This is a genomic window from Kitasatospora sp. NPDC028055, assembly GCF_040637885.1.
Lineage (GTDB): Bacteria > Actinomycetota > Actinomycetes > Streptomycetales > Streptomycetaceae > Kitasatospora.
Window position 1 is genome coordinate 58287 of the sequence record NZ_JBEZXE010000027.1, and the last position, 19108, is coordinate 77394.

13 protein-coding genes and 1 pseudogene are annotated in these 19108 nt (G+C 73.6%); 4 read left to right on the forward strand and 10 right to left on the reverse strand.

Translation table 11 applies throughout. From position 1 onward, the window contains the following. Nucleotides 1-57: 57 nt before the first annotated feature. A pseudogene (locus AB0F71_RS24675) lies at nt 58-981 on the reverse strand (glycosyltransferase family 2 protein); the annotation flags it as partial. Nucleotides 982-1114: 133 nt separating this feature from the next. On the opposite strand from AB0F71_RS24675, the gene AB0F71_RS24680 reads away from it, so the two are divergent. Continuing rightward, nucleotides 1115-4687, forward strand: coding sequence for a CDP-glycerol glycerophosphotransferase family protein (locus AB0F71_RS24680; protein WP_360238097.1), 3573 nt, complete (start codon nt 1115-1117; stop codon nt 4685-4687). 279 nt (nt 4688-4966) lie between these two features. Next, complete coding sequence (locus AB0F71_RS24685; RefSeq protein ID WP_360238099.1) at nt 4967-7477, forward strand: CDP-glycerol glycerophosphotransferase family protein; 2511 nt, start codon at nt 4967-4969, stop codon at nt 7475-7477. Between the two features lie 12 nt (nt 7478-7489). On the opposite strand, the gene AB0F71_RS24690 is transcribed toward AB0F71_RS24685, so the two are convergent. The 6 genes from AB0F71_RS24690 to AB0F71_RS24715 all read right to left on the reverse strand — a co-directional run bounded on the left by AB0F71_RS24690 (nt 7490) and on the right by AB0F71_RS24715 (nt 13065). Then, a complete protein-coding gene (locus AB0F71_RS24690; RefSeq protein ID WP_360238101.1) occupies nt 7490-8026 on the reverse strand; it encodes a 2'-5' RNA ligase family protein in 537 nt (178 codons plus the stop codon). Nucleotides 8027-8040: 14 nt separating this feature from the next. After that, nucleotides 8041-9081, reverse strand: coding sequence for a tryptophan--tRNA ligase (trpS, locus tag AB0F71_RS24695; RefSeq protein ID WP_360238103.1), 1041 nt, complete (start codon nt 9079-9081; stop codon nt 8041-8043). 30 nt (nt 9082-9111) lie between these two features. Beyond that, nucleotides 9112-10437, reverse strand: coding sequence for a hemolysin family protein (locus AB0F71_RS24700; RefSeq protein WP_360238105.1), 1326 nt, complete (start codon nt 10435-10437; stop codon nt 9112-9114). Nucleotides 10438-10548: 111 nt separating this feature from the next. Continuing rightward, nucleotides 10549-11541, reverse strand: a complete 993-nt coding sequence (locus AB0F71_RS24705) for a malate dehydrogenase (protein WP_360238107.1) — start codon at nt 11539-11541, stop codon at nt 10549-10551. A 224-nt stretch (nt 11542-11765) separates the two neighbouring features. Continuing rightward, on the reverse strand, nt 11766-12191 hold the full coding sequence (locus AB0F71_RS24710; protein WP_350503505.1) for a DUF3017 domain-containing protein: 426 nt from the start codon (nt 12189-12191) through the stop codon (nt 11766-11768). Nucleotides 12192-12210: 19 nt separating this feature from the next. After that, a complete protein-coding gene (locus tag AB0F71_RS24715; RefSeq protein WP_360238109.1) occupies nt 12211-13065 on the reverse strand; it encodes a bifunctional methylenetetrahydrofolate dehydrogenase/methenyltetrahydrofolate cyclohydrolase in 855 nt (284 codons plus the stop codon). A gap of 473 nt (nt 13066-13538) precedes the next feature. On the opposite strand from AB0F71_RS24715, the gene AB0F71_RS24720 reads away from it, so the two are divergent. Further along, nucleotides 13539-14150, forward strand: coding sequence for a hypothetical protein (locus AB0F71_RS24720; protein WP_360238111.1), 612 nt, complete (start codon nt 13539-13541; stop codon nt 14148-14150). A 69-nt stretch (nt 14151-14219) separates the two neighbouring features. On the opposite strand, the gene purH is transcribed toward AB0F71_RS24720, so the two are convergent. After that, nucleotides 14220-15797, reverse strand: coding sequence for a bifunctional phosphoribosylaminoimidazolecarboxamide formyltransferase/IMP cyclohydrolase (purH, locus tag AB0F71_RS24725; protein WP_360238113.1), 1578 nt, complete (start codon nt 15795-15797; stop codon nt 14220-14222). Beyond that, nucleotides 15794-16453, reverse strand: a complete 660-nt coding sequence (purN, locus tag AB0F71_RS24730) for a phosphoribosylglycinamide formyltransferase (protein ID WP_360238115.1) — start codon at nt 16451-16453, stop codon at nt 15794-15796. Before purN ends, purH begins: the two co-directional genes overlap by 4 nt. Before the next feature lie 378 nt (nt 16454-16831). Here purN and AB0F71_RS24735 point away from each other — a divergent pair, with 378 nt between their 5' ends. Then, nucleotides 16832-17557: a hypothetical protein gene (locus AB0F71_RS24735; protein ID WP_360238117.1), complete on the forward strand. Its 726-nt coding sequence runs from the start codon at nt 16832-16834 to the stop codon at nt 17555-17557. Between the two features lie 47 nt (nt 17558-17604). Here the strand turns inward: AB0F71_RS24735 and AB0F71_RS24740 are convergent, their stop codons facing one another. After that, a complete protein-coding gene (locus AB0F71_RS24740; protein ID WP_360238119.1) occupies nt 17605-19077 on the reverse strand; it encodes a DUF6350 family protein in 1473 nt (490 codons plus the stop codon). Nucleotides 19078-19108: the final 31 nt, after the last annotated feature.

Below are 19108 nucleotides of genomic sequence, written 5' to 3' on the forward strand. Positions count from 1 at the left end.
CCGGCGGGCCTTCGCCAGGGCGCGGACGGCCTGGTAGGCGGCGTACCGCCCGTGGCCGAGCAGTTCGGTGCGCACCCCGTCCACGCCGGGCGGCGGGCGGTAGCCGGCCGGGCGCAGCCGGGCGCAGTGCGCGGCGGCGCGGCGGAAGTACTCCCGGCGGTCGCCGGGCGGGATCCGGCCGGGCTTGGCGACCACGGTGTTGAGGTGGTTGAGCATCTTGCCGAAGACCACCGGGCGCCACCGGTCCAGGTCGGGGCGGCGGTCCAGGAAGGCGAAGACCAGGTCGTACTGGGCGAAGACGTCGAAGTGCTTGCGGCTGGCGGTGGCCAGGATGTTGCCGCCCTCCTGGCGCTGGCGGTAGTGCACACCGACCCGGTCGAGCAGGGTGATGCCGCCGGCGGCGAGCAGCGCCGGGTACGTCCAGGGGGTGTCCTCGTAGTAGCCGGCCGGGAACTCCAGCCGCTGCTCGGTGATGAACCCGCGGCGGTAGGCCTTGTTCCAGACGACCTGGAGCAGGTCGAGCAGGTCGGGGCGGGCGGCGAGGTCGAAGACGTCCGGCGATTCGGCGCCGAAGACGTGCCCGGCGGCGGCGCGGGTGATCCGGCCGTCGGCGTAGGTGCGGGCGTAGTCGTAGACCAGGACGTCCGGGTCGCCGGTGGCGGCGAGGCGCTCCTCGACCGCGGCCAGCAGGCCGGGGGTGAGGGTGTCGTCGCTGTCGAGGAAGAGCACGTAGTCGCCGGTGGCGACCTCCAGGCCGGCGTTGCGGGCCCGGCCGAGGCCGACGTTCTCCGGCAGGTGCAGCACCCGGACCCGGGGGTCGGCGGCGGCCTCGTCCAGCATCGCGCCGCAGCCGTCCGGCGAGCGGTCGTCCACCGCGATCAGTTCGAAGTCCGGCCCGCTCTGGCCGAGGACCGATTCGAGGCACTCGGCGAGGTAGTCCTGGACCTGGTACACGGGGACGATGACGCTGAAGCGGGGCACGGGGGCCAGCGTAGTGGGCCGGAGGGGGTCCGGGCCCCGGAGGTAGGATCAGTGGGCACGTACGCACCGATCCAAGTGCGGCCAGACCCCCAGCGGGCTGCCACGCTCCTCCCGAGAAAGGCCTGCGTAGCCGATGGCTCCCCGCCTCTCCATCGTCGTTCCGATCTACAACGTCGAGCGTTATCTCGTCGAATGCCTCGACTCGATCGCCGCCCAGACCTTCACGGACTTCGAGTGCGTCATGGTCGACGACGGTTCGAAGGACGGCAGTGCGGCGCTCGCCGAGGCCTACGCGGCGAAGGACTCGCGGTTCCGGCTGGTCCGGCAGGTCAACAAGGGCCTCGGCGCGGCCCGGAACACCGGTATCCGGCACATCGACCCGGACTCCGAGTTCCTGTGCTTCGTGGACAGCGACGACTCGATGCCGCCGAGCGCGTACGAGCTGATGATCAACACGCTGGACGAGACCGGCTCGGACTTCTGCACCGGCAACGTGCTGCGGTTCCGCGCGGTGGGCTACTACCAGTCCGGCGGGCACGCCAAGCCGTTCAAGGACACCCGGCTCAAGACCCACATCACCGAGCTCCCGGCGCTGGTCACCGACCGCACCGCGTGGAACAAGGTGTACCGCCGCTCCTTCTTCGACGCCGCCGGCCTGCTCTACCCCGAGGGCATCCTGTACGAGGACGCGCCGGTCAGCGTGCCGCACCACTACCTCGCCAAGAGCGTGGACGTGCTCTCCGAGCCGATCTACCACTGGCGCGAGCGCGAGGTCGGCGAGATGTCGATCACCCAGATGCGCACCAACCCGAAGGGCCTGATCGACCGGGTCGCCTCGGTCGAGCTGGTCCGCGCCTGGTTGAAGAAGCAGACCGAGCCGCGCTTCGCCGAGTACCTGCGCTCCTACGACGAGAACACCCTCGTCGAGGAGATCCCGATGTTCTTCTGGTCCGTCGTGGACGGCGACAAGGAGTACCGGGACGCCTACGTCCAGAACGTCAGCCGGCTGCTCCGCTCGATCGGCCAGGAGCAGGTCCGCAAGCTGCGCGCGCCGCTGCGGCTCAAGTACCACCTGACCCTGCAGAACCGGGTCGACGAGCTGGTCGAGCAGATCAAGTACGAGGGCGAGAGCGGCGGCGGCGTGCAGGCCCGCGGCCTGCTGCGGCCGTACGCGGACTACCCGTTCCTGCGCGGCGGGCGCAAGAGCGTCCCGGCCGGCGTGCTCAAGCTGGACAACTCGCTGGTCATGCGCAGCCGGCTGTACAGCACCGCCTGGGTGGGCGGGAAGCTGGAGCTGACCGGGCACGCCTACCCGGAGCAGCTGGGCGCGGCGAACAAGCACGACATGGTGCGCACCCTGGTGCTGCGCGAGGCCAAGGGCCGCCGGGCGATCGCGGTGCCGATGAAGACCCAGTACAGCCCCGAGGCCACCGCGAGCTGCAACCACGACCTGTACAACTGCGACTGGTCCGGCTTCACCGTCGCCCTCGACCCGAAGAAGCTCAAGCACCGCGGCCAGTGGAAGGACGGCCACTGGCGCGTCCTGGTGGCCGGCGCGGGCAAGGGCGGGGTCTACAAGGGCCGGATCTCGGCCGGCTGGAGCGACAGCGCCGCGTCGATCCCGCAGCACTGGGTCGAGCCGGACGTGCGGATCGTGCCGTGGATCCGGGACGGCTTCGTCTACCTCCAGGTGGAGACCGTCAAGGCCCGGGTGACCGGCCTGGCCGCGCACGACGGCCGGATCGAGGTCTCCGGTGCGGCCCGCTCCGGGGCGAGCTTCGCCGGTGCCCGGCTGCGGCTCACCCACCTCGAGTCGGACCGTGAGCTGACCTTCCCGGTGGAGCTGGGCACCCCGGTCGGCACCCTGCAGCCGTTCACCTCCTCGGTCGAGGTGGCCGAGCTGACCGCCGTCCGCGAGGCCTGGGCCGAGCTGGACCCGGTGGCCGACGAGCGCGTCCGCGACCGCTGGAACAGCGCGCTGCTGCTGGCCGACGGCAGCGTGCTGCCGCTGGTCTGGGACGACCGCAACGCCCCCGAGCAGCTGCACGTCCCGCTGGACCCGCAGGCGCCGGTCGAGCTGCGCCGGGCGATCTACACCAAGCCCTCCCCGAGCGGCCACTTCCAGCTCTCCGACCAGCTGCTGCAGCCGATCGTGGACGAGGTGTCGGCGCGCGGCGCCGACGGCTTCCTGCTGAGCGGCTCGTTCCCGCAGCCCGGCACGCACCGCTGGGAGCTGGTGGTCCGCCACCACTGGCGCGAGGAGGAGCACGTCTACCCGGTGGAGATCTCGGACGGCCGGTTCCGCACCGCGCTGCCCGCCGTGCCGACCGCCACCTTCGCCGGCCGGGTGCCGCTCGCCCAGGGCACCTGGAACGTCTTCTTCCGTCCGGTCGGCGTGCCGGCCTCGGCCCTGCCGGACAGCCACGCGCAGATCTCCCCGGACTGCTTCGGCACCCTGCCGGTGGAGGTGGAGTCCCGCGGCAAGCGGATCGCGCTGGAGCGCCGCTACCACGACGGCCTGTCGCTGGAGTCGTACTCGGCGCTGCTGCCCGAGGAGCGCTCCGGCTTCCGCCAGCGCCGGCTGCGCACCACCGACTACCCGGCCGCCCGCCGCCTGCCGGTGCGCGACACCGTGCTCTACAACGCCGGGCACGGCAGCGCCTACGCCGACTCCCCGCGGGCGATCCACGAGGAGCTGGTCCGCCGCGGCCTGCCGCTGGAGCACCTCTGGGGCAGCGACGACATGCAGACCGAGCTGCCGCGCACCGCGCAGGCGATCCGGCTGTGGAGCCCGGAGTGGTTCGAGGCGCTGGCGACCGCCAAGTACATCGTCACCAGCACCCACCTGCCCGACTTCTTCGTCCGCCGCCCCGGCCAGGTGGTCGTGCAGACCCGGATGGGCAGCCCGCTCAAGCAGGTCGGCTTCGACTTCGAGAAGGTCTGGTTCACCGACTCGAACTACCTCAAGGGCCTGAGCCGCGAGGTGCCGAACTGGAGCCTGCTGGTGGCCGGCAACAGCTGGTCCGCCCCGGTGCTGCGGCGCGCCTTCGACTACCAGGGCGAGATCCTGGAGAGCGGGGCGCCCCGGAACGACCTGCTGTTCGCGGCCGACCGGGAGAAGACCGCCGAGCAGGTCCGCGAGCGGCTCGGCCTGCCCGAGGGCAAGAAGGTCGTGCTGTACGCGCCGACCTGGCGCGAGGACCGGCGCCGGCCGAACGGCGGCTACCAGATCGACCTGCGGATCGACCTGGAGGCGGCCAAGGCCGCGCTGGGCGACGACCAGGTGCTGCTGGTGCGCCGGCACAACATGATGTGCGGCCAGATCCCGGGCGCCGGCAACGGCTACATCTGGGACGTCGGCAGCTACCCCGACATGGCGGAGCTGCTGCTGATCGCCGACGTCCTGGTCACCGACTACTCGTCGAGCATCTTCGACTTCGCCACCACCGGGAAGCCGATGCTGTTCTTCACCCACGACCTGGAGCACTACCGCGACAACCTGCGCGGTTTCAGCCTGAACTTCGAGGCCGAGGCCCCGGGCCCGCTGCTGGCCACCTCCGAGGCGCTGGTCGACGCGCTCGGCCGGGTGGACGCGGTGGCGGCCGAGTACGCGGACAAGGCGGCCGCGTTCCGCGAGGCGTACTGCGACCTGGACGACGGCAAGGCCTCCGGCCGGGTGGTCGACGCGATGCTCCGCAAGGAGTAGCCGCCGAAGACGGCATCGGGGCGCCCGGCGTGGATCACGCCGGGCGCCCCGGCGCTATCTGGGAATTCCCTGAGAACTACCTGCCCTTTACGCCCAATTTGCACTCGAACTGACGTTTAGTCGACGAATTTCAAAGGAAATTCTACGAAACGTACAGTTGACCCGAGGTGCCTTCCCGGGGTGGGATATCAAATCGGCCCCGGTCCGGCCGACACCGGCACGGCGGCCCTCCCGGCCACCGCCATGTCCGGGATCCCGTCCCGAAGGGCCCCCCGCACCATGTCTTCGCTCGCCCGGTTCGTACTCCCGCACGCCGCCCCCCGGGTGGCCGACGGCCGGGCCGCCGTCGACGAGGACGTGGCGTTCGGGCTGCTGCGCGCCCGCTGGCACGGCCGCGGACTGGAGCTCACCGGCTTCGCCCGCCCGCTGGACCTGGACACCGGCCGCCCCGGCTCCGCCTGGACCTGGCTGACCCTGCGCCACGAGGACGCGGCCGAACCACCGCTCCACCTGCGCTCCAGACCCCGAAGGCTGCCCGAGGTCACCGACGACAGCGCCCAGCCGGAGCACAACCACGACTGGTCCGGCTTCACCGTCCTGCTGGAACCCTCCCGACTGCGCCGGGACGACCGCTGGCTGCTCGGCGACTGGCAGATCGAGACCACCCTCTTCACCCGCCCCCGCCCCACCCGGCTGCGCCGCCAGTACGGCGCCCTCGCCCCCCACTGGTGCGGCTCCGGCGAGTACCCGCCGGCCCGCTGGGTGGACCGCGACGTACGCCTCCAGCCGTACTTCGAGGACGACCGGCTGCGGCTGCGGCTGGAACGCCCCGGCGTCCGGCTCGACCGCGCCGAGCCCGCCGCCGACGGCATCCGGCTGGGCGGCGTCGCCGACCACTGCCCGGCCGGCACCGTGCTGCGGCTGCGGCACCGGCAGAGCGACGCGGTGATCGAGCGGCCGCTCACCCGCACCGGCAACACCTTCGCCGTCGAACTGCCGTACCGGCCGTTCACCGCCGACGGACGCGGCCGCGAGGACCTGGAGCACTGGGACGCCGAGCTGCTGCGCCCCGACGGCGGCACCGAACAGCTCTGCCTGGACGAGCGCGGCGGCCCGGTGGCCGGCCAGTACCCGCTGCCGGACGCCCCGGACCGGGTGCTCTACCTCAAGCACCTCGCCGACGGCCGGCTCCAGGTCTGCGTCCAGCCCGCCGCCGGGATGGTCGACCGGATCGCGGTCCACTTCGGCGGCTTCGAGCTGTCCGGCCACTGCCCGGACCCGGCCGCCGGCCGGCTGGAGCTGGTCCTGCGGCACGGCGGCACCGCGGGCGAGGTCCGCACCCCCGTCGAGCCCGAGCCGGACGGCCGCTTCCGGGTCCGGGTGCCCGCCACCCGCACCGGCTCCGACGGCGCCGTACTGCCGCTGCGCAAGGGCATCTGGGAGGCAGTCCTGGAGCCGGCCGACCGCTCCGGCCCGGCCCGGCCGCTGCTCGCCGCCCCGACCGTGCTGCCCGCCCTGCCCGCCACCGCGACCACCGGCGGCAAGGACGTCCTGCTCCAGCGCCGCTGGCACGACACCCTGCTGGTGGACTCCACCCCGGTGCTCGACGCCACCGAGCGCAGCGCCTGGACCCAGGCCCGGCTGCGCACCGAGCACTACCCCGCGGCCCGCCGCGAACCGCTGCGCGAGGCGGTGCTGTACGACGTGTTCGGCGGCCGCGGCTACGCCGACTCCCCGCGCGCGGTGCACGCCGAACTCGCCCGCCGCGGCGAGCCGTTGGAGCACCTGTGGGTGGTCGACGACGGCCAGGCCGAACTGCCGCCAGGGGTCGTCCCGATCCGGATCTGGAGCCCCCAGTGGTACCGGGCGCTGGCCACCTGCCGGTACCTGGTCGGCAACACCCACTTCCCGGACTTCCTGGAGCGCCGCGAGGGCCAGGTCGTGGTGCAGACCTGGCACGGCTCGCTGCTCAAGCGGATCGCCCACGACGTCGACAACCCCTGGCTCGCCGACCACGGCTACCTGGAGGCGCTCGACCGGGAGACCCCGCAGTGGAGCCTGCTGCTTTCCCCCAGCCCCTTCGCCACCCCGATCCTGCGGCGCGCCTTCCAGTACGACGGCGAGGTGCTGGAGTCCGGCTACCCGCGCGGCGACGTGCTGGCCCAGCCCGACCCGAGGGTCGCCGCGGCCGTCCGCTGCCGGCTCGGCATCCCCGAGGGCAAGCGGGTCGTGCTGTACGCACCGACCTGGCGCGAGGACCAGCAGCGCGGCGACGGCGAGGGCTTCCGGCTCGACCTGCGGCTCGACCTCGGCCACGCCCGCCGGCTGCTCGGCGAGGACCACGTGCTGCTGGTCCGCCCGCACGCGCACGTGCGCGACCCGCTGCCCGGCGCCGGGGACGGCTTCCTGTTCGACTGCGGGGACTTCCCCGACCCGCAGGAACTGCTGCTGATCGCGGACGTGCTGGTCACCGACTACTCGTCGATCATGTTCGACTTCGCGATCACCGGCCGCCCGGTCTACTTCTTCACCTACGACCTGGAGCACTACCGCGACACCCTGCGCGGCTTCTACTTCGACTTCGAGGCGGACGCGCCCGGCCCGCTGGTGCCGGACTCCGCCGAACTGCTCGGCGCGCTGCGCGAACTCGCCGACAGCGGCGAGCGGTCGGCGCCCGGCTACGCGGAGCGCTACCGGCGCTTCCGGGCCACGCACTGCGCCCTGGACGACGGCGGCGCGGCCCGCCGGGTGGTCGACCGGATGCTCGAACTCGGCCGAACGGCCGGGTAGTTCAGCGGTGGTTCAGGAGAACCGGTAGGCCCGCCAGGGCCGCCAGACCTCGTCCGCGTCGAACCGGGAGAGCGAGAAGCCCGGCACCGGGAAGGACGCCCGGAACCCGCGCGCCTGCTCGTACGCCCGGTCCAGCGCGTCCTCCGGCAGGCCGTGGGCCACCGTCACGTGCGGGTGGTACGGGAACGCCAGTTCGCGGGCCAGCGGGCCGGACCGGACGTCCGCCTCCAGCAGCCGGCACTCGTGCGCGCCCTCCTCGACCCGGACGAACACCACCGGGGAGACCGGCCGGAAGGTGCCCGCGCCGCCCAGCAGCATCCGGAACGGCCGGTGCGCCGCGGCCACCGCCGACAGGTGCTCCTCGATCTTCGGCAGCAGCTCGGCCGGCACCTCGGTGGGCGGCAGCAGGGTGACGTGGGTCGGTATCGAGCGGGCCTGCGGGTCGCCGAGCCCGGCCCTGGCGTCCTGGATCCGCGCGCCGTGCGGGTCCGGCACGCTCACGGACACGCCGATGGTGACGACCTCCGGGAGGTCGCCACCATCGGGCATGCGCGAGAGCGGAGTCACCGCTTGGCGGCCGGGAGGAAGCCGATCCGGTCGTACACGGTCGCCAGCGTCTCGGAGGCCACCGCGCGGGCCTTCTCGGCGCCGATCGCCAGCACCCGGTCCAGCTCGGCCGGGTCGTCCAGGAAGGTGGCGGTGCGCTCCTGGAAGGGGGTGACCCACTCGGTGAACAGCTCGGCCAGCTCGGTCTTGAGGGCGCCGTACATCTTGCCCTCGAAGTGCGCGACCAGCTGCTCGACCGACTGGCCGCTGAGCGCGGAGTGGATCCGCAGCAGGTTGGAGACGCCCGGCTTCTGCTCCTCGTCGTAGGAGACCACGGTGCCTGTGTCGGTGACGGCGCTCTTGAACTTCTTGGCGCTGACCTTCGCCTCGTCCAGCAGGCTGACCAGGCCCTTGGCCGAGGAGGCCGACTTGCTCATCTTGATGCCCGGGTCCTGGAGGTCCATGATCTTCGCCGTCTCCTTGAGGATGTACGGCTTCGGGATCGTGAACGTGGGGGCGTAGCGCGAGTTGAACCGCTCCGCGATGTCGCGGGTGATCTCCACGTGCTGGCGCTGGTCCTCGCCGACCGGGACGGCGTCCGCCTGGTAGAGCAGGATGTCCGCGATCTGCAGGATCGGGTAGGTGAACAGGCCGACGGTGGTGCTGTCGGCGCCGTACCGGGAGGACTTGTCCTTGAACTGGGTCATCCGGGAGGCCTCGCCGAAGCCGGTGAGGCAGTTCATCACCCAGCCGAGCTGCGCGTGCTCGGGCACGTGCGACTGGACGAAGAGGGTGCAGTGCTCCGGGTCCAGGCCCGCGCCGAGCAGCTGGGCGGCGGACACCCGGGTGTTCTGGCGCAAGGTCACCGGGTCCTGCGGCACGGTGATCGCGTGCAGGTCGACGACCATGTAGAAGGCGTCGTTCTCCTTCTGCAGGTCGACCCACTGGCGCACGGCGCCCAGGTAGTTGCCGAGGTGGAACGAGCCGGAGGTGGGCTGGATCCCGGAGAGCACCCGGGGGCGGTCCTTGACCGGACCGGTGACCGCTGCGTTGACCATGCGGGCCATTCTTCCAGTTCTCCCGGTCGCTCAGGAAACCTCCGGCCCCGCAGGCTCCTCCGGTGTGACCGCACTCACCCTCACCCGGGCGATCCGCCGGCCCTCCACCTTGGCCACCGTCAGCAGCACCGCGCCGCCGCCCTCGACCGGGATCCGGGCCTGGTCGCCGTCCCGGGGCAGCCGGCCGAGCGAGGCCACCAGGCAGCCGGCCACCGTCTCGTACGGGCCCTCGGGCAGGGTGACGCCGGTCTCCTCGGTGAAGTCGCCGAGGTTGAGCAGGCCGTCCAGCTCCGTGCCGCCGCCGGCCAGCCGGCGGGTGGGCGCGGACTCCGGCCGGTCGTACTCGTCCCGGATCTCGCCGATCACCTCCTCGACCAGGTCCTCCAGGGTGACGATGCCGGCGGTGCCGCCGTACTCGTCCACCACGATCGCCAGGTGGTGGCCCTCCCGGCGCATCTCGCCCATCGCCTCCAGCACCCGCTTGGTGCCGGGCAGCAGCTTGACCGGGCGGGCCAGGTCGCGGACCTTGACGGCCTGCTCGCCGCGGGCGCCGTAGAGGTCCCGGACGTGCACGAAGCCGACCACCGCGTCGGCGCTGCCCTCGACCACCGGGTAGCGCGAGTGCGGCGAGGTCTCGGCCTGGTGCCGTACGGCGGCCAGCGGGCGCTCCGCGTCCAGGAAGGTCACCTCGGTGCGCGGGACCATCACCTCGCGCAGCTGGCGCTCCCCCGCGGCGAACACGTCCGCGATCAACGCCCGTTCGTCGCTGCCCAGTTCGGTGTTGGAGGCGACCAGGCCGCGCAGCTCCTCGGAGCTCATCGAGCCGCGCCCGGCCGCCGGATCACCGCCGAACAGCCGGACCATCAGGTTGGTGGAGTGGCCGAGCAGCCAGATCACCGGGCGCAGCGCCACCGACATCACGTCCACCACGGGGGCGGCGATCACCGCGATGGACTCGGCGCGCTGCAGGCCGATCCGCTTGGGGGTGAGCTCACCGAGCACCAGCGAGACGTAGCTGATCAGCAGGGTCAGGCCGACCAGGGCGAGGGCGTCCGCCACCCCCTGGGACAGCCCGGCCCGGACGAAGAGCGGGGCGACCTTGCCGGCCAGGGTGTCCGCGCCGAACGCGGCGGACAGGAAGCCCATGCAGGTCACGCCGACCTGGACGGCCGCCAGGAAGCGGTTGGGGTCGGCGGCCAGGTGCGCGGCCCGGGCCGAGCGCCGGGTGCCGTGCGCCTCCAGCGTCCGGATCTGGCCCTCGCGCAGCGAGATCAGCGAGATCTCCGCGACGTTGAACAGGCCGCCCAACAGGATGAAGACGAGGACGAGCGCGGCGTCCCCGAGGGTTTCGTTCACAGCGGGCCAGTGTAGGGCGGCCGGTGCCCGGCGGCGGGCCCCTGTGGCCGGACACGGCGGCGGCCCGCCGCCCCGGGGAGGGGTGACGGGCCGCCGGAGTGCTCAGCGGGCTCAGATGAGGCCCAGCTCCTGGACCGCGTCGCGCTCCTCGGTCAGCTCCTTGACCGAGGCGTCGATGCGGGCGCGGGAGAAGTCGGAGATCTCCAGGCCCTGGACGATCTCGAACTTGCCGTCCTTGGTGGTGACCGGGAAGGAGGAGATCAGGCCGGCCGGGACGCCGTAGGAGCCGTCGGAGACGACGCCCATGGAGGTCCAGTCGCCCTCGGCGGTGCCGTTGACCCAGGTGTACACGTGGTCGATGGCGGCGTTGGCGGCCGAGGCGGCCGAGGAGGCGCCGCGGGCGTCGATGATGGCCGCGCCGCGCTTGGCGACGGTCGGGATGAAGTCGTTCTCCAGCCAGGCCTGGTCGCTGCCGACGGCCTCGAAGGCCGGCTTGCCGGCGACCTCGGCCTGGAAGATGTCCGGGTACTGGGTCGCGGAGTGGTTGCCCCAGATGGTGACGCGCTTGATGTCGGAGACCAGGGCGCCGGTCTTGGCGGACAGCTGGCCGACCGCGCGGTTGTGGTCCAGGCGGGTCATCGCGGTGAAGCGCTCGGCCGGGACGTCCGGGGCGTTGCGCTGGGCGATCAGGGCGTTGGTGTTGGCCGGGTTGCCGACGACCAGGACCTTGATGTCGTCCGCGGCGTGGGCGTTGATGGCCTTGCCCTGCGGGCCGAAGATGCCGCCGTTGGCCTGCAGCAGGTCGCCGCGCTCCATGCCGGCGGTGCGCGGACGGGCGCCGACCAGCAGCGCGACGTTGGCGCCGTCGAAGGCCTCGTTCGGCTGGTCGGTGATGGTGATGTCGCGCAGCAGCGGGAAGGCGCAGTCGACGAGCTCCATGGCGGTGCCCTCGGCGGCCTTGAGGCCCTGCGGGATCTCCAGGAGGCGCAGGTTCACCGGCACGTCGGCACCGAGCAGGTGGCCCGAGGCGATGCGGAAGAGCAGCGCGTAGCCGATCTGGCCGGCTGCTCCGGTGATGGTGACGTTGACGGGGGTGCGGGTCATTTCTACCTTCTCCAGCAAATCGCCAGGTGCCCCAGGCACACCGGCGCACTGGAGCCGAGGATGATCTCTCGACATCGAGAGACCGGCGTCAGGTTATCGCAAAGGGAAGCGTACGCCGCGTGTGCGGGCGTGGCTGATGCGTCACAGCGGACGCCGCCCGGCGGGCCCGGAACGCGCCGCGGCCCCGCCCGGGAATCCGGACGGGGCCGCGGCGGGAGGCGGGCTCAGTGCTTGGGCCGGCCGATCAGCTGCCCGATGTTGTCCAGCAGCGGGATCTCCAGCCACGGGTTCGGCTGCGCGACCAGGGTCAGCAGCACGATCGAGGCGCCCAGGAAGGCCAGCACGATGACGTCGGTGAAGCGGCTGCGCACCGCCAGCATCCCGACCTCGGGCAGCACCAGCCGCAGCACCGCGCCGAGCAGCACGCCGGTGCCGAGGATCAGCAGCCCGTACTTGAAGCCGTCCTTGAAGTCGGCGAACCAGGTGACCGCGAGGCCGGCGCCGACCACCGACAGGACCAGCGTTATCGGCCACTGCCGGACCGGCAGGGCGTGGTCGCGCCCGAGGGCCGGGGCCGCCCCCTCGGGCGGCAGGGTGCCGGTGGTCTTGACCGGCCGTTGCCGGGACCGCGCCGGACGCGGTTCAGTCATGCTCGCCGTCCCTCGGGGATCAGACGCCGGCGCGGCGCTCGGCCGCCTCGACGATGTTGTTGAGCAGCATCGCGCGGGTCATCGGGCCCACGCCGCCGGGGTTCGGGGAGATCCAGCCGGCCACCTCGGCCACCCCCGGGTGCACGTCGCCGACGATCTTGCCCTCGCTGCGGCTGACGCCGACGTCCAGCACCGCGGCGCCCGCCTTGACGTCCTCCGGCTTGACCAGGTGCGGCACGCCCGCGGCGGCCACGATGATGTCGGCCTTGCGCAGGTGCGCGCCGAGGTCCCGGGTGCCGGTGTGGCACAGGGTCACGGTGGCGTTCTCGCTGCGGCGGGTCAGCAGCAGGCCGATCGAGCGGCCGACGGTGATGCCGCGGCCGACCACGACCACCTCGGCGCCGTCGATCTCGACCTGGTGCCGGCGCAGCAGCTCGACGATGCCCAGCGGGGTGCACGGCAGCGGGCCCTCGATGCCCAGGGCCAGCCGGCCGAGCGAGGTCGGGTGCAGGCCGTCGGCGTCCTTGTCCGGGTCCATCAGCTCCAGGACCGGGTTCTGGTCCAGGCCCTTGGGCAGCGGCAGCTGGACGATGTAGCCGGTGCAGGTCGGGTCGGCGTTGAGCTCGCGGACGACGTCCTCGACGTCCTGCTGGGTGGCGGTGGCGGGCAGCTCGCGCTGGATCGAGGCGATGCCGACCTCGGCGCAGTCCTTGTGCTTGCCGTTGACGTACCAGCGGCTGCCCGGGTCGTCGCCGACCAGGACGGTGCCGAGGCCGGGCGTGACGCCCTTCGCCTTGAGGGCCGCCACGCGGGCGGCGAGTTCGGACTTGATCGCGGCGGCGGTGGCCTTGCCATCGAGAATCTGGGCAGTCATGACCCCATTCTCCCGGATCGCGGCCGCCGCCCGTACCGCGGCCGCCCCGGCGACCGGACGGGCACGGATGGTCCGCACCACGTTGCGGTTGCGCCACAGTCTCCGCACCACGCCCACAACCGGCTGGACAGCGCGCTGCCGTCCGGTTGACGATATGCGGGCATCCCCTGCCGCGACCAGGCCCGGTGACGGGCCGACCGGTCCCGCAGCAGGGCGTACCCGGGGGAAAGAGCCAGTGATCCGACCACAGCACACCGCGCAGCCCGACCGCCACGGCGCCCTCACCGCACCGTGCCCGTCCCCGCGTTCGATCACTCGCCCGTCACAGCACTGAGCCGGCCGCGCCCGTCACCGCCGCCGGGCTGTCACCGCGCTCCGATACCGTCCCGTTCCGTCGGCGACCCGACTCGCCGGCCGCAACCGGGTCCTCCGCCGTCCCGTCCCCGCGTTCCAGCAACTGCCCGGAGGCATCCATGAGTTACCCGCCCGACCCGAACAACCCGTACGGCCAGCAGCCGCCCGCGCCGGGCTACGGCTACCCGCAGCAGGCCCCGCCGCAGCCCGCGCCGGGCTACGGCTACCCGCCGCCGGCCGCCCCCGGCTACGGCTACGCGCCGGCCGTGCCGCAGTCCATGCCGGGCCTGGTGACGACCGCCCGGGTGCTGCTGTTCATCGTGGGCGGTGTGCAGGCGATCCTCGCGCTGGTCTACCTGCTCATCGGCGCCGCCGCCAAGGACGTCACCAACACGGCCAAGGCGACCACCAGCGACAACCCGTTCACCGCGATGGGCGACGCCGCCGCCGGCATCCTGATCGTCGTCGCGGTCGTGTTCGCGCTGTTCGCCGCGCTCTCGATCACGCTGGGCGCCAAGTTCGGCAAGGGCGGCAACAACGTCCGGATCACCACCATCGTGTACGGCTCGCTCGGCAGCCTGATGGGCCTGCTGATCCTGGCGGGCGCCGTCACCGCCGGCACCGCCATCGGCTATGTGTTCGCCGGTCTGTGGCTGGCCATCAGCATCATCTGGATCACCGCCATGTGCACCCAGGAGGGCTCCGGCTGGTTCAACCGGCCGCGCTACTGAGCACCCGGCAGGACCACGACGAAGCGGCCCGGCCCCCTCCTCCGAGGGGGCCGGGCCGCTTCGTGCCACTCAGTGGAAGAAGTGGCGGGCGCCGGTGAAGTACATCGTCACGCCGGCCTTCTCGGCCGCCTCGATGACCTGCTCGTCACGGATCGAACCGCCCGGCTGGACGATCGCCTTCACGCCGGCGGCGATCAGGATCTCCGGGCCGTCCGGGAACGGGAAGAAGGCGTCCGAGGCGGCGTACGAGCCCTTGGCCCGCTCGCCGGCCCGCTCGACCGCGAGCTTGCAGGAGTCGACCCGGTTGACCTGGCCCATGCCGACGCCGACCGAGGCACCGTCCTTGGCCAGCAGGATCGCGTTGGACTTGACGGCCCGGCAGGCCCGCCAGGCGAAGGCCAGCTCGGCCAGCTCGGCCGCGGACAGCGCCTCGCCGGTGGCCAGCGTCCAGTTCGCCGGGTCGTCGCCCTCGGCCTGCACCCGGTCGGCGTCCTGGAGCAGCACGCCGCCGGAGATCGGGCGGACCTCCTGGCGGTTGGCCGGGGCCTCGGGAGCGACCAGCACCCGCAGGTTCTTCTTCCGGGCCAGCACCTCGACCGCGCCGTCCTCGTAGCCGGGGGCCACCACGACCTCGGTGAAGATCGGGGCGATCTGCTCGGCCAGCTCGACGGTGACCGGGCGGTTGACCGCGATCACGCCGCCGTACGCGGAGACCGGGTCGCACTCGTGCGCCTTGCGGTGCGCCTCGACGACGTCGGCACCGGTCGCGATGCCGCACGGGTTGGCGTGCTTGATGATCGCGACGGCCGGCTCGGCGTGGTCGTACGCGGCGCGGCGGGCGGCGTCGGTGTCGACGTAGTTGTTGTACGACATCTCCTTGCCGTGCAGCTGCTGGGCGCCGGCCAGGCCGCCGGTGCCGTCGCTGTACAGCGCGGCGCCCTGGTGCGGGTTCTCGCCGTAGCGCAGCACGTTCTGCCGCTCCCAGGTGGCGCCCAGGAACTCGGGGAACCGCGCGTCGCTGGGGGCGTAGCCGGCCTCGAACCAGGAGGCGACGGCCACGTCGTAGGCGGCGGTGTGGGCGAACGCGGCACCGGCCAGGCGCTTGCGGGTGGCCAGGTCGAAGCCGCCCTCGCGGACGGCGGTCAGCACGTCGGCGTAGCGGGCCGGGTCGACCACGACGGCCACCGACGGGTGGTTCTTGGCGGCGGCGCGCACCATGCTCGGGCCGCCGATGTCGATCTGCTCGACGCACTCGTCCGGGGTGGCGCCCGAGGCGACGGTGGCCTTGAACGGGTAGAGGTTCACCACGACCAGGTCGAAGGGCTCGACACCGAGCTCGGCCAGCTGCGCGCGGTGCGACTCCAGGCGCAGGTCGGCGAGCACGCCGGCGTGCACGCGGGGGTGCAGCGTCTTCACGCGCCCGTCCAGGCACTCCGGGAAGCCGGTCAGCTCGGAGACCTCGGTCACCGGGACGCCGGCGGCGGCGATCCGGCCGGCGGTGGAGCCGGTGGAGACGATGGCGACCCCGGCGGCGTGCAGGCCCTGGGCCAGCTCCTCCAGACCGGTCTTGTCGTACACGCTGATCAGCGCACGACGGATCGGACGGATGTTCTCCGAAACGGGGGGCGTGGTGGAGCTGGCGCTCATGCCGGGATCCATACCTTTCGGTCCTCGATGCGGTGACCTTCGCGGGCCAGCCGGCCCACGACGTCGACGAGCAGCTTGCGCTCGACAGTCTTGATGCGCTCGTGCAGCGCGTCGCCGCCATCGGCGTGGTCGGCGTCGAGCACCTCGACGACGCCCTGCGCGATGATCGGCCCGGTATCCACTCCGGCGTCGACCAGGTGGACGGTGCAGCCGGTGACCCTCACCCCGTACGCGAGCGCGTCGGTGACGCCGTGGGCACCGGGGAAGGACGGCAGCAGTGCGGGGTGGGTGTTGACGATCCGCCCCGCGAAGGCCGCGATGAACTCGGGGCCGAGGATCTTCATGAAGCCGGCCGTGACCACCAGGTCGGGCTGGTGGGCGGCGACGGAGGCGGTCAGCGCGCGGTCCCAGTCGCCCCGGTCCGCGAAGTCCTTCACCCGGTGGACGAAGGTCGGCAGGCCCGCCCGCTCGGCGCGCTCCAGGCCCGCAATCCCGTCCCGGTCCGCGCCCACGGCCACGATCACGGCGCCGTACGCCGGGTCGGCGGCGGCGTCGATCAGGGCCTGGAGGTTGGTGCCGGAGCCGGAGACCAGCACCACCAGGCGGGCCGGTCCGGGCGTACGGGGCGGGAAGAGCTGGGCGGGGGCGGCGGCCACTGCGCGATTCTCCGTAGGTCGGGCGCCGCCCGCTGGTACGTCCACCGGCGGTGGGGCCACTACGAACGGCAGGTCGAGCGAAGGGGGACACCAGGAGAACCCGCCGCGACGCGGGACCCGGGGAACCCGTGGGAGCTGCTGACCGTCACCACGATAACGGCTGGTCGGAGGGCCCCTGCACCCTCCCTCCGGCGCTACGCGCGTAGTTGAGACGGGGATCTCCTCGGGCCCTCCGTACCGGAGTTGCGGGCGACCGGCCCCGGTACGGGCAGGCCCCCGACGGGCCCTCGAACGCTTGCGGGATCATTGGGGCGGAGGGGACCGCCCCCGCGCGCGACCCTCCGCACGAGCCCCGACCGAGAAGGAACGGCTGAACCCATGAGCAGCGGCGACGACACCGACGAGCGCAACCCCTTCGCGCCGCCGCCCGCGGACGCCCCGGACCAGCCGTGGCGGCCGCGCAGCCCCTGGCCCGGCCAGGGGCCGGAAGGCGACGGCGGCCGGCCCGGCGGCCAGCCTGGCGGAGGTCCCGGCGGCGACCGCCCGCCGCACCCGCAGCAGTGGGGACCGGGCCCCGGCGACGGCGGGCCCGGCCGTCGCCCCCAGGGTCCGCAGCCGCCCCGGCTCGACCTGACGAACCCGGCCCACCGCAAGGCGCGCAACGCCGCGCTGGCCGGACCGTTCGCCCTGGTCTGCCTGTTCACCGGCTTCCACTGGATCGCGCTGCTGGTCGGCGTGCTCGGCATCGTCTGGGGCATCGGCGCGCTCCGGGCCGGGCGGGCCGGGCGGGCCGGGTCCACCCCGGCTCCCGCGGCGGCACCGGCCGGGGCGTACGGCCAGGCCGGCCCGTACGGCCAGACCGGGGCGTACGGCCAGGCCGGCCCCGTCGGTGCCCCGGCGCCGAACCCGCTCACCCCGGCCGCGCTCGCCGGGATCCTCACCGGCGCGATGACCGTCGTGGTCGCCACCTCGGTGATCGGGCTCAGCATCCACTACCGGGACTACGTGACCTGCGTGCGGGACTCCCTCACCAACGTCGGCGCCGAGAACTGCGACCGGTACGCACCGCAGTGGTACGTGGACTTCAGCGGGAACGCCGAGTAGCGGGAACGCCCGGTAACGGGAACGCCTAGCGGCCCGCCCGACCGGGGTCAGTCGGCGGGGCGCCGGGCGGACAGCCGCCGCACGAGGGCGTGGGTACCGGCGCGCAGCCGCAGTGCGCTCCGGCGCGTCCGGGTCGCGAGCCGGGCGTAGGCGCCCACGACGGACGCCGGGGCCCAGGCCCGCTCCCGGGCCCGGTCCCCGGCCGGATCCTCGGCCGGGTCGTCGTCCAGCGCCTCGGCCGGGTCCTCGACCGACGCGGGGCCGAGCATCCGGTGCCGCACCAGCAGGGCGCCCGGCACCGCCACCAGGGCGAGCCAGCCCGCCGCCGCCAGGCCCGTCCACCACGGCACCGGTCCCAGCCGGGCCATCCGCTCGGCCGCCAGCGCCCCGCCGGACAGCCAGCCCAGCAGCGTCGCCCCGGCGCCGAGCAGCAGCGCGGCCGCCAGGGCCGCCGTCGCCGTCGCCGCGGGCGGCCACGGCCCGTCCCCGCCCGACGGGGAGCGCCGGCCCGCCGCCGCCCGGCCCAGCAGGAGCGCCGGCACCAGCCCCGCCAGCAGCGGGAGCAGCAGCGCGGCCAACCGCCAGCCGCCCGGGCCCTCCTGGGGCAGCAGGGCGAACAGCGGGAACTCCGGCACCGGGCCGAGTTCCGCCCCGCCCGGCGACACCAGCGACCCGGCGCCGACCTCGAAGCCCGGGCCCAGCGCGTACGCGGCGCCCCACAGCACCGCGTTCGGCAGCAGCGCCACGGTGACCAGCACCAGCCCGACCAGCGCGGCGGGCCCGCCGCCGAGCAGCGCCATCCCGCGCCCGCCCCCGGCCACCGCGTCCAGCACCGCCGCCACCGCCACCAGCAGCCCGCCCGCCGCGAGCAGCCCCGCCGCGGCCGCACCCGCCGCCCGGCACACCACGGGCGCGCCCCCGGTCGGCCGCCAGCCCGGCGGGAGCCGGTCGAACAGCGCCTCGGCGTCGATCCGCCCCGCGCCACCGGCCCCCGGCGTCCCGGCGGCCTCGCCGGACCGTACGCCCGCCGCCGTCGCCAGTCCGGCCACCAGGCCCACCACCAGGAGGTCCGGCAGCACCCGGCTGCGGAACAGTCCGGCGCCCGCGCTGTGCAGCGCCACCACGACCGCCACCGCGCAGTACCCCGCCCAGAGCGCCAGCGGGCCGCCCCAGCGCGAGCGCAGCCCGCGCCGCGCCGCCACCCCGGCCCCCGCCCGGTACAGCCGCACCACGGCCAGGGCCCCGAGCAGCAGCGGAGTGACCGTCAGCGGGGCGTCCGCGCCGCCGCGCAGGACCGGCGCGCCGTGCCCGAGCAGCCAGAGCGCACCCGCCAACCGGGTGGCACCGGCCGCGTCGGAGTCCGCGTACGGCGTCGCCACCCAGAGCCCGAGGACCGGCACCCCGACCACCGCGAGACCGACCAGCGCCGTCCGCACCCCCGCCAACAGGTCGGCCAGCGCCGGGCGTCCGCCCAATTCGCCGGGCACTTCCAGGAGCGGACGGCCCATCAGCTGCGTCATGCGCCTCATGGTGCCAAGGCGACTCGCCATG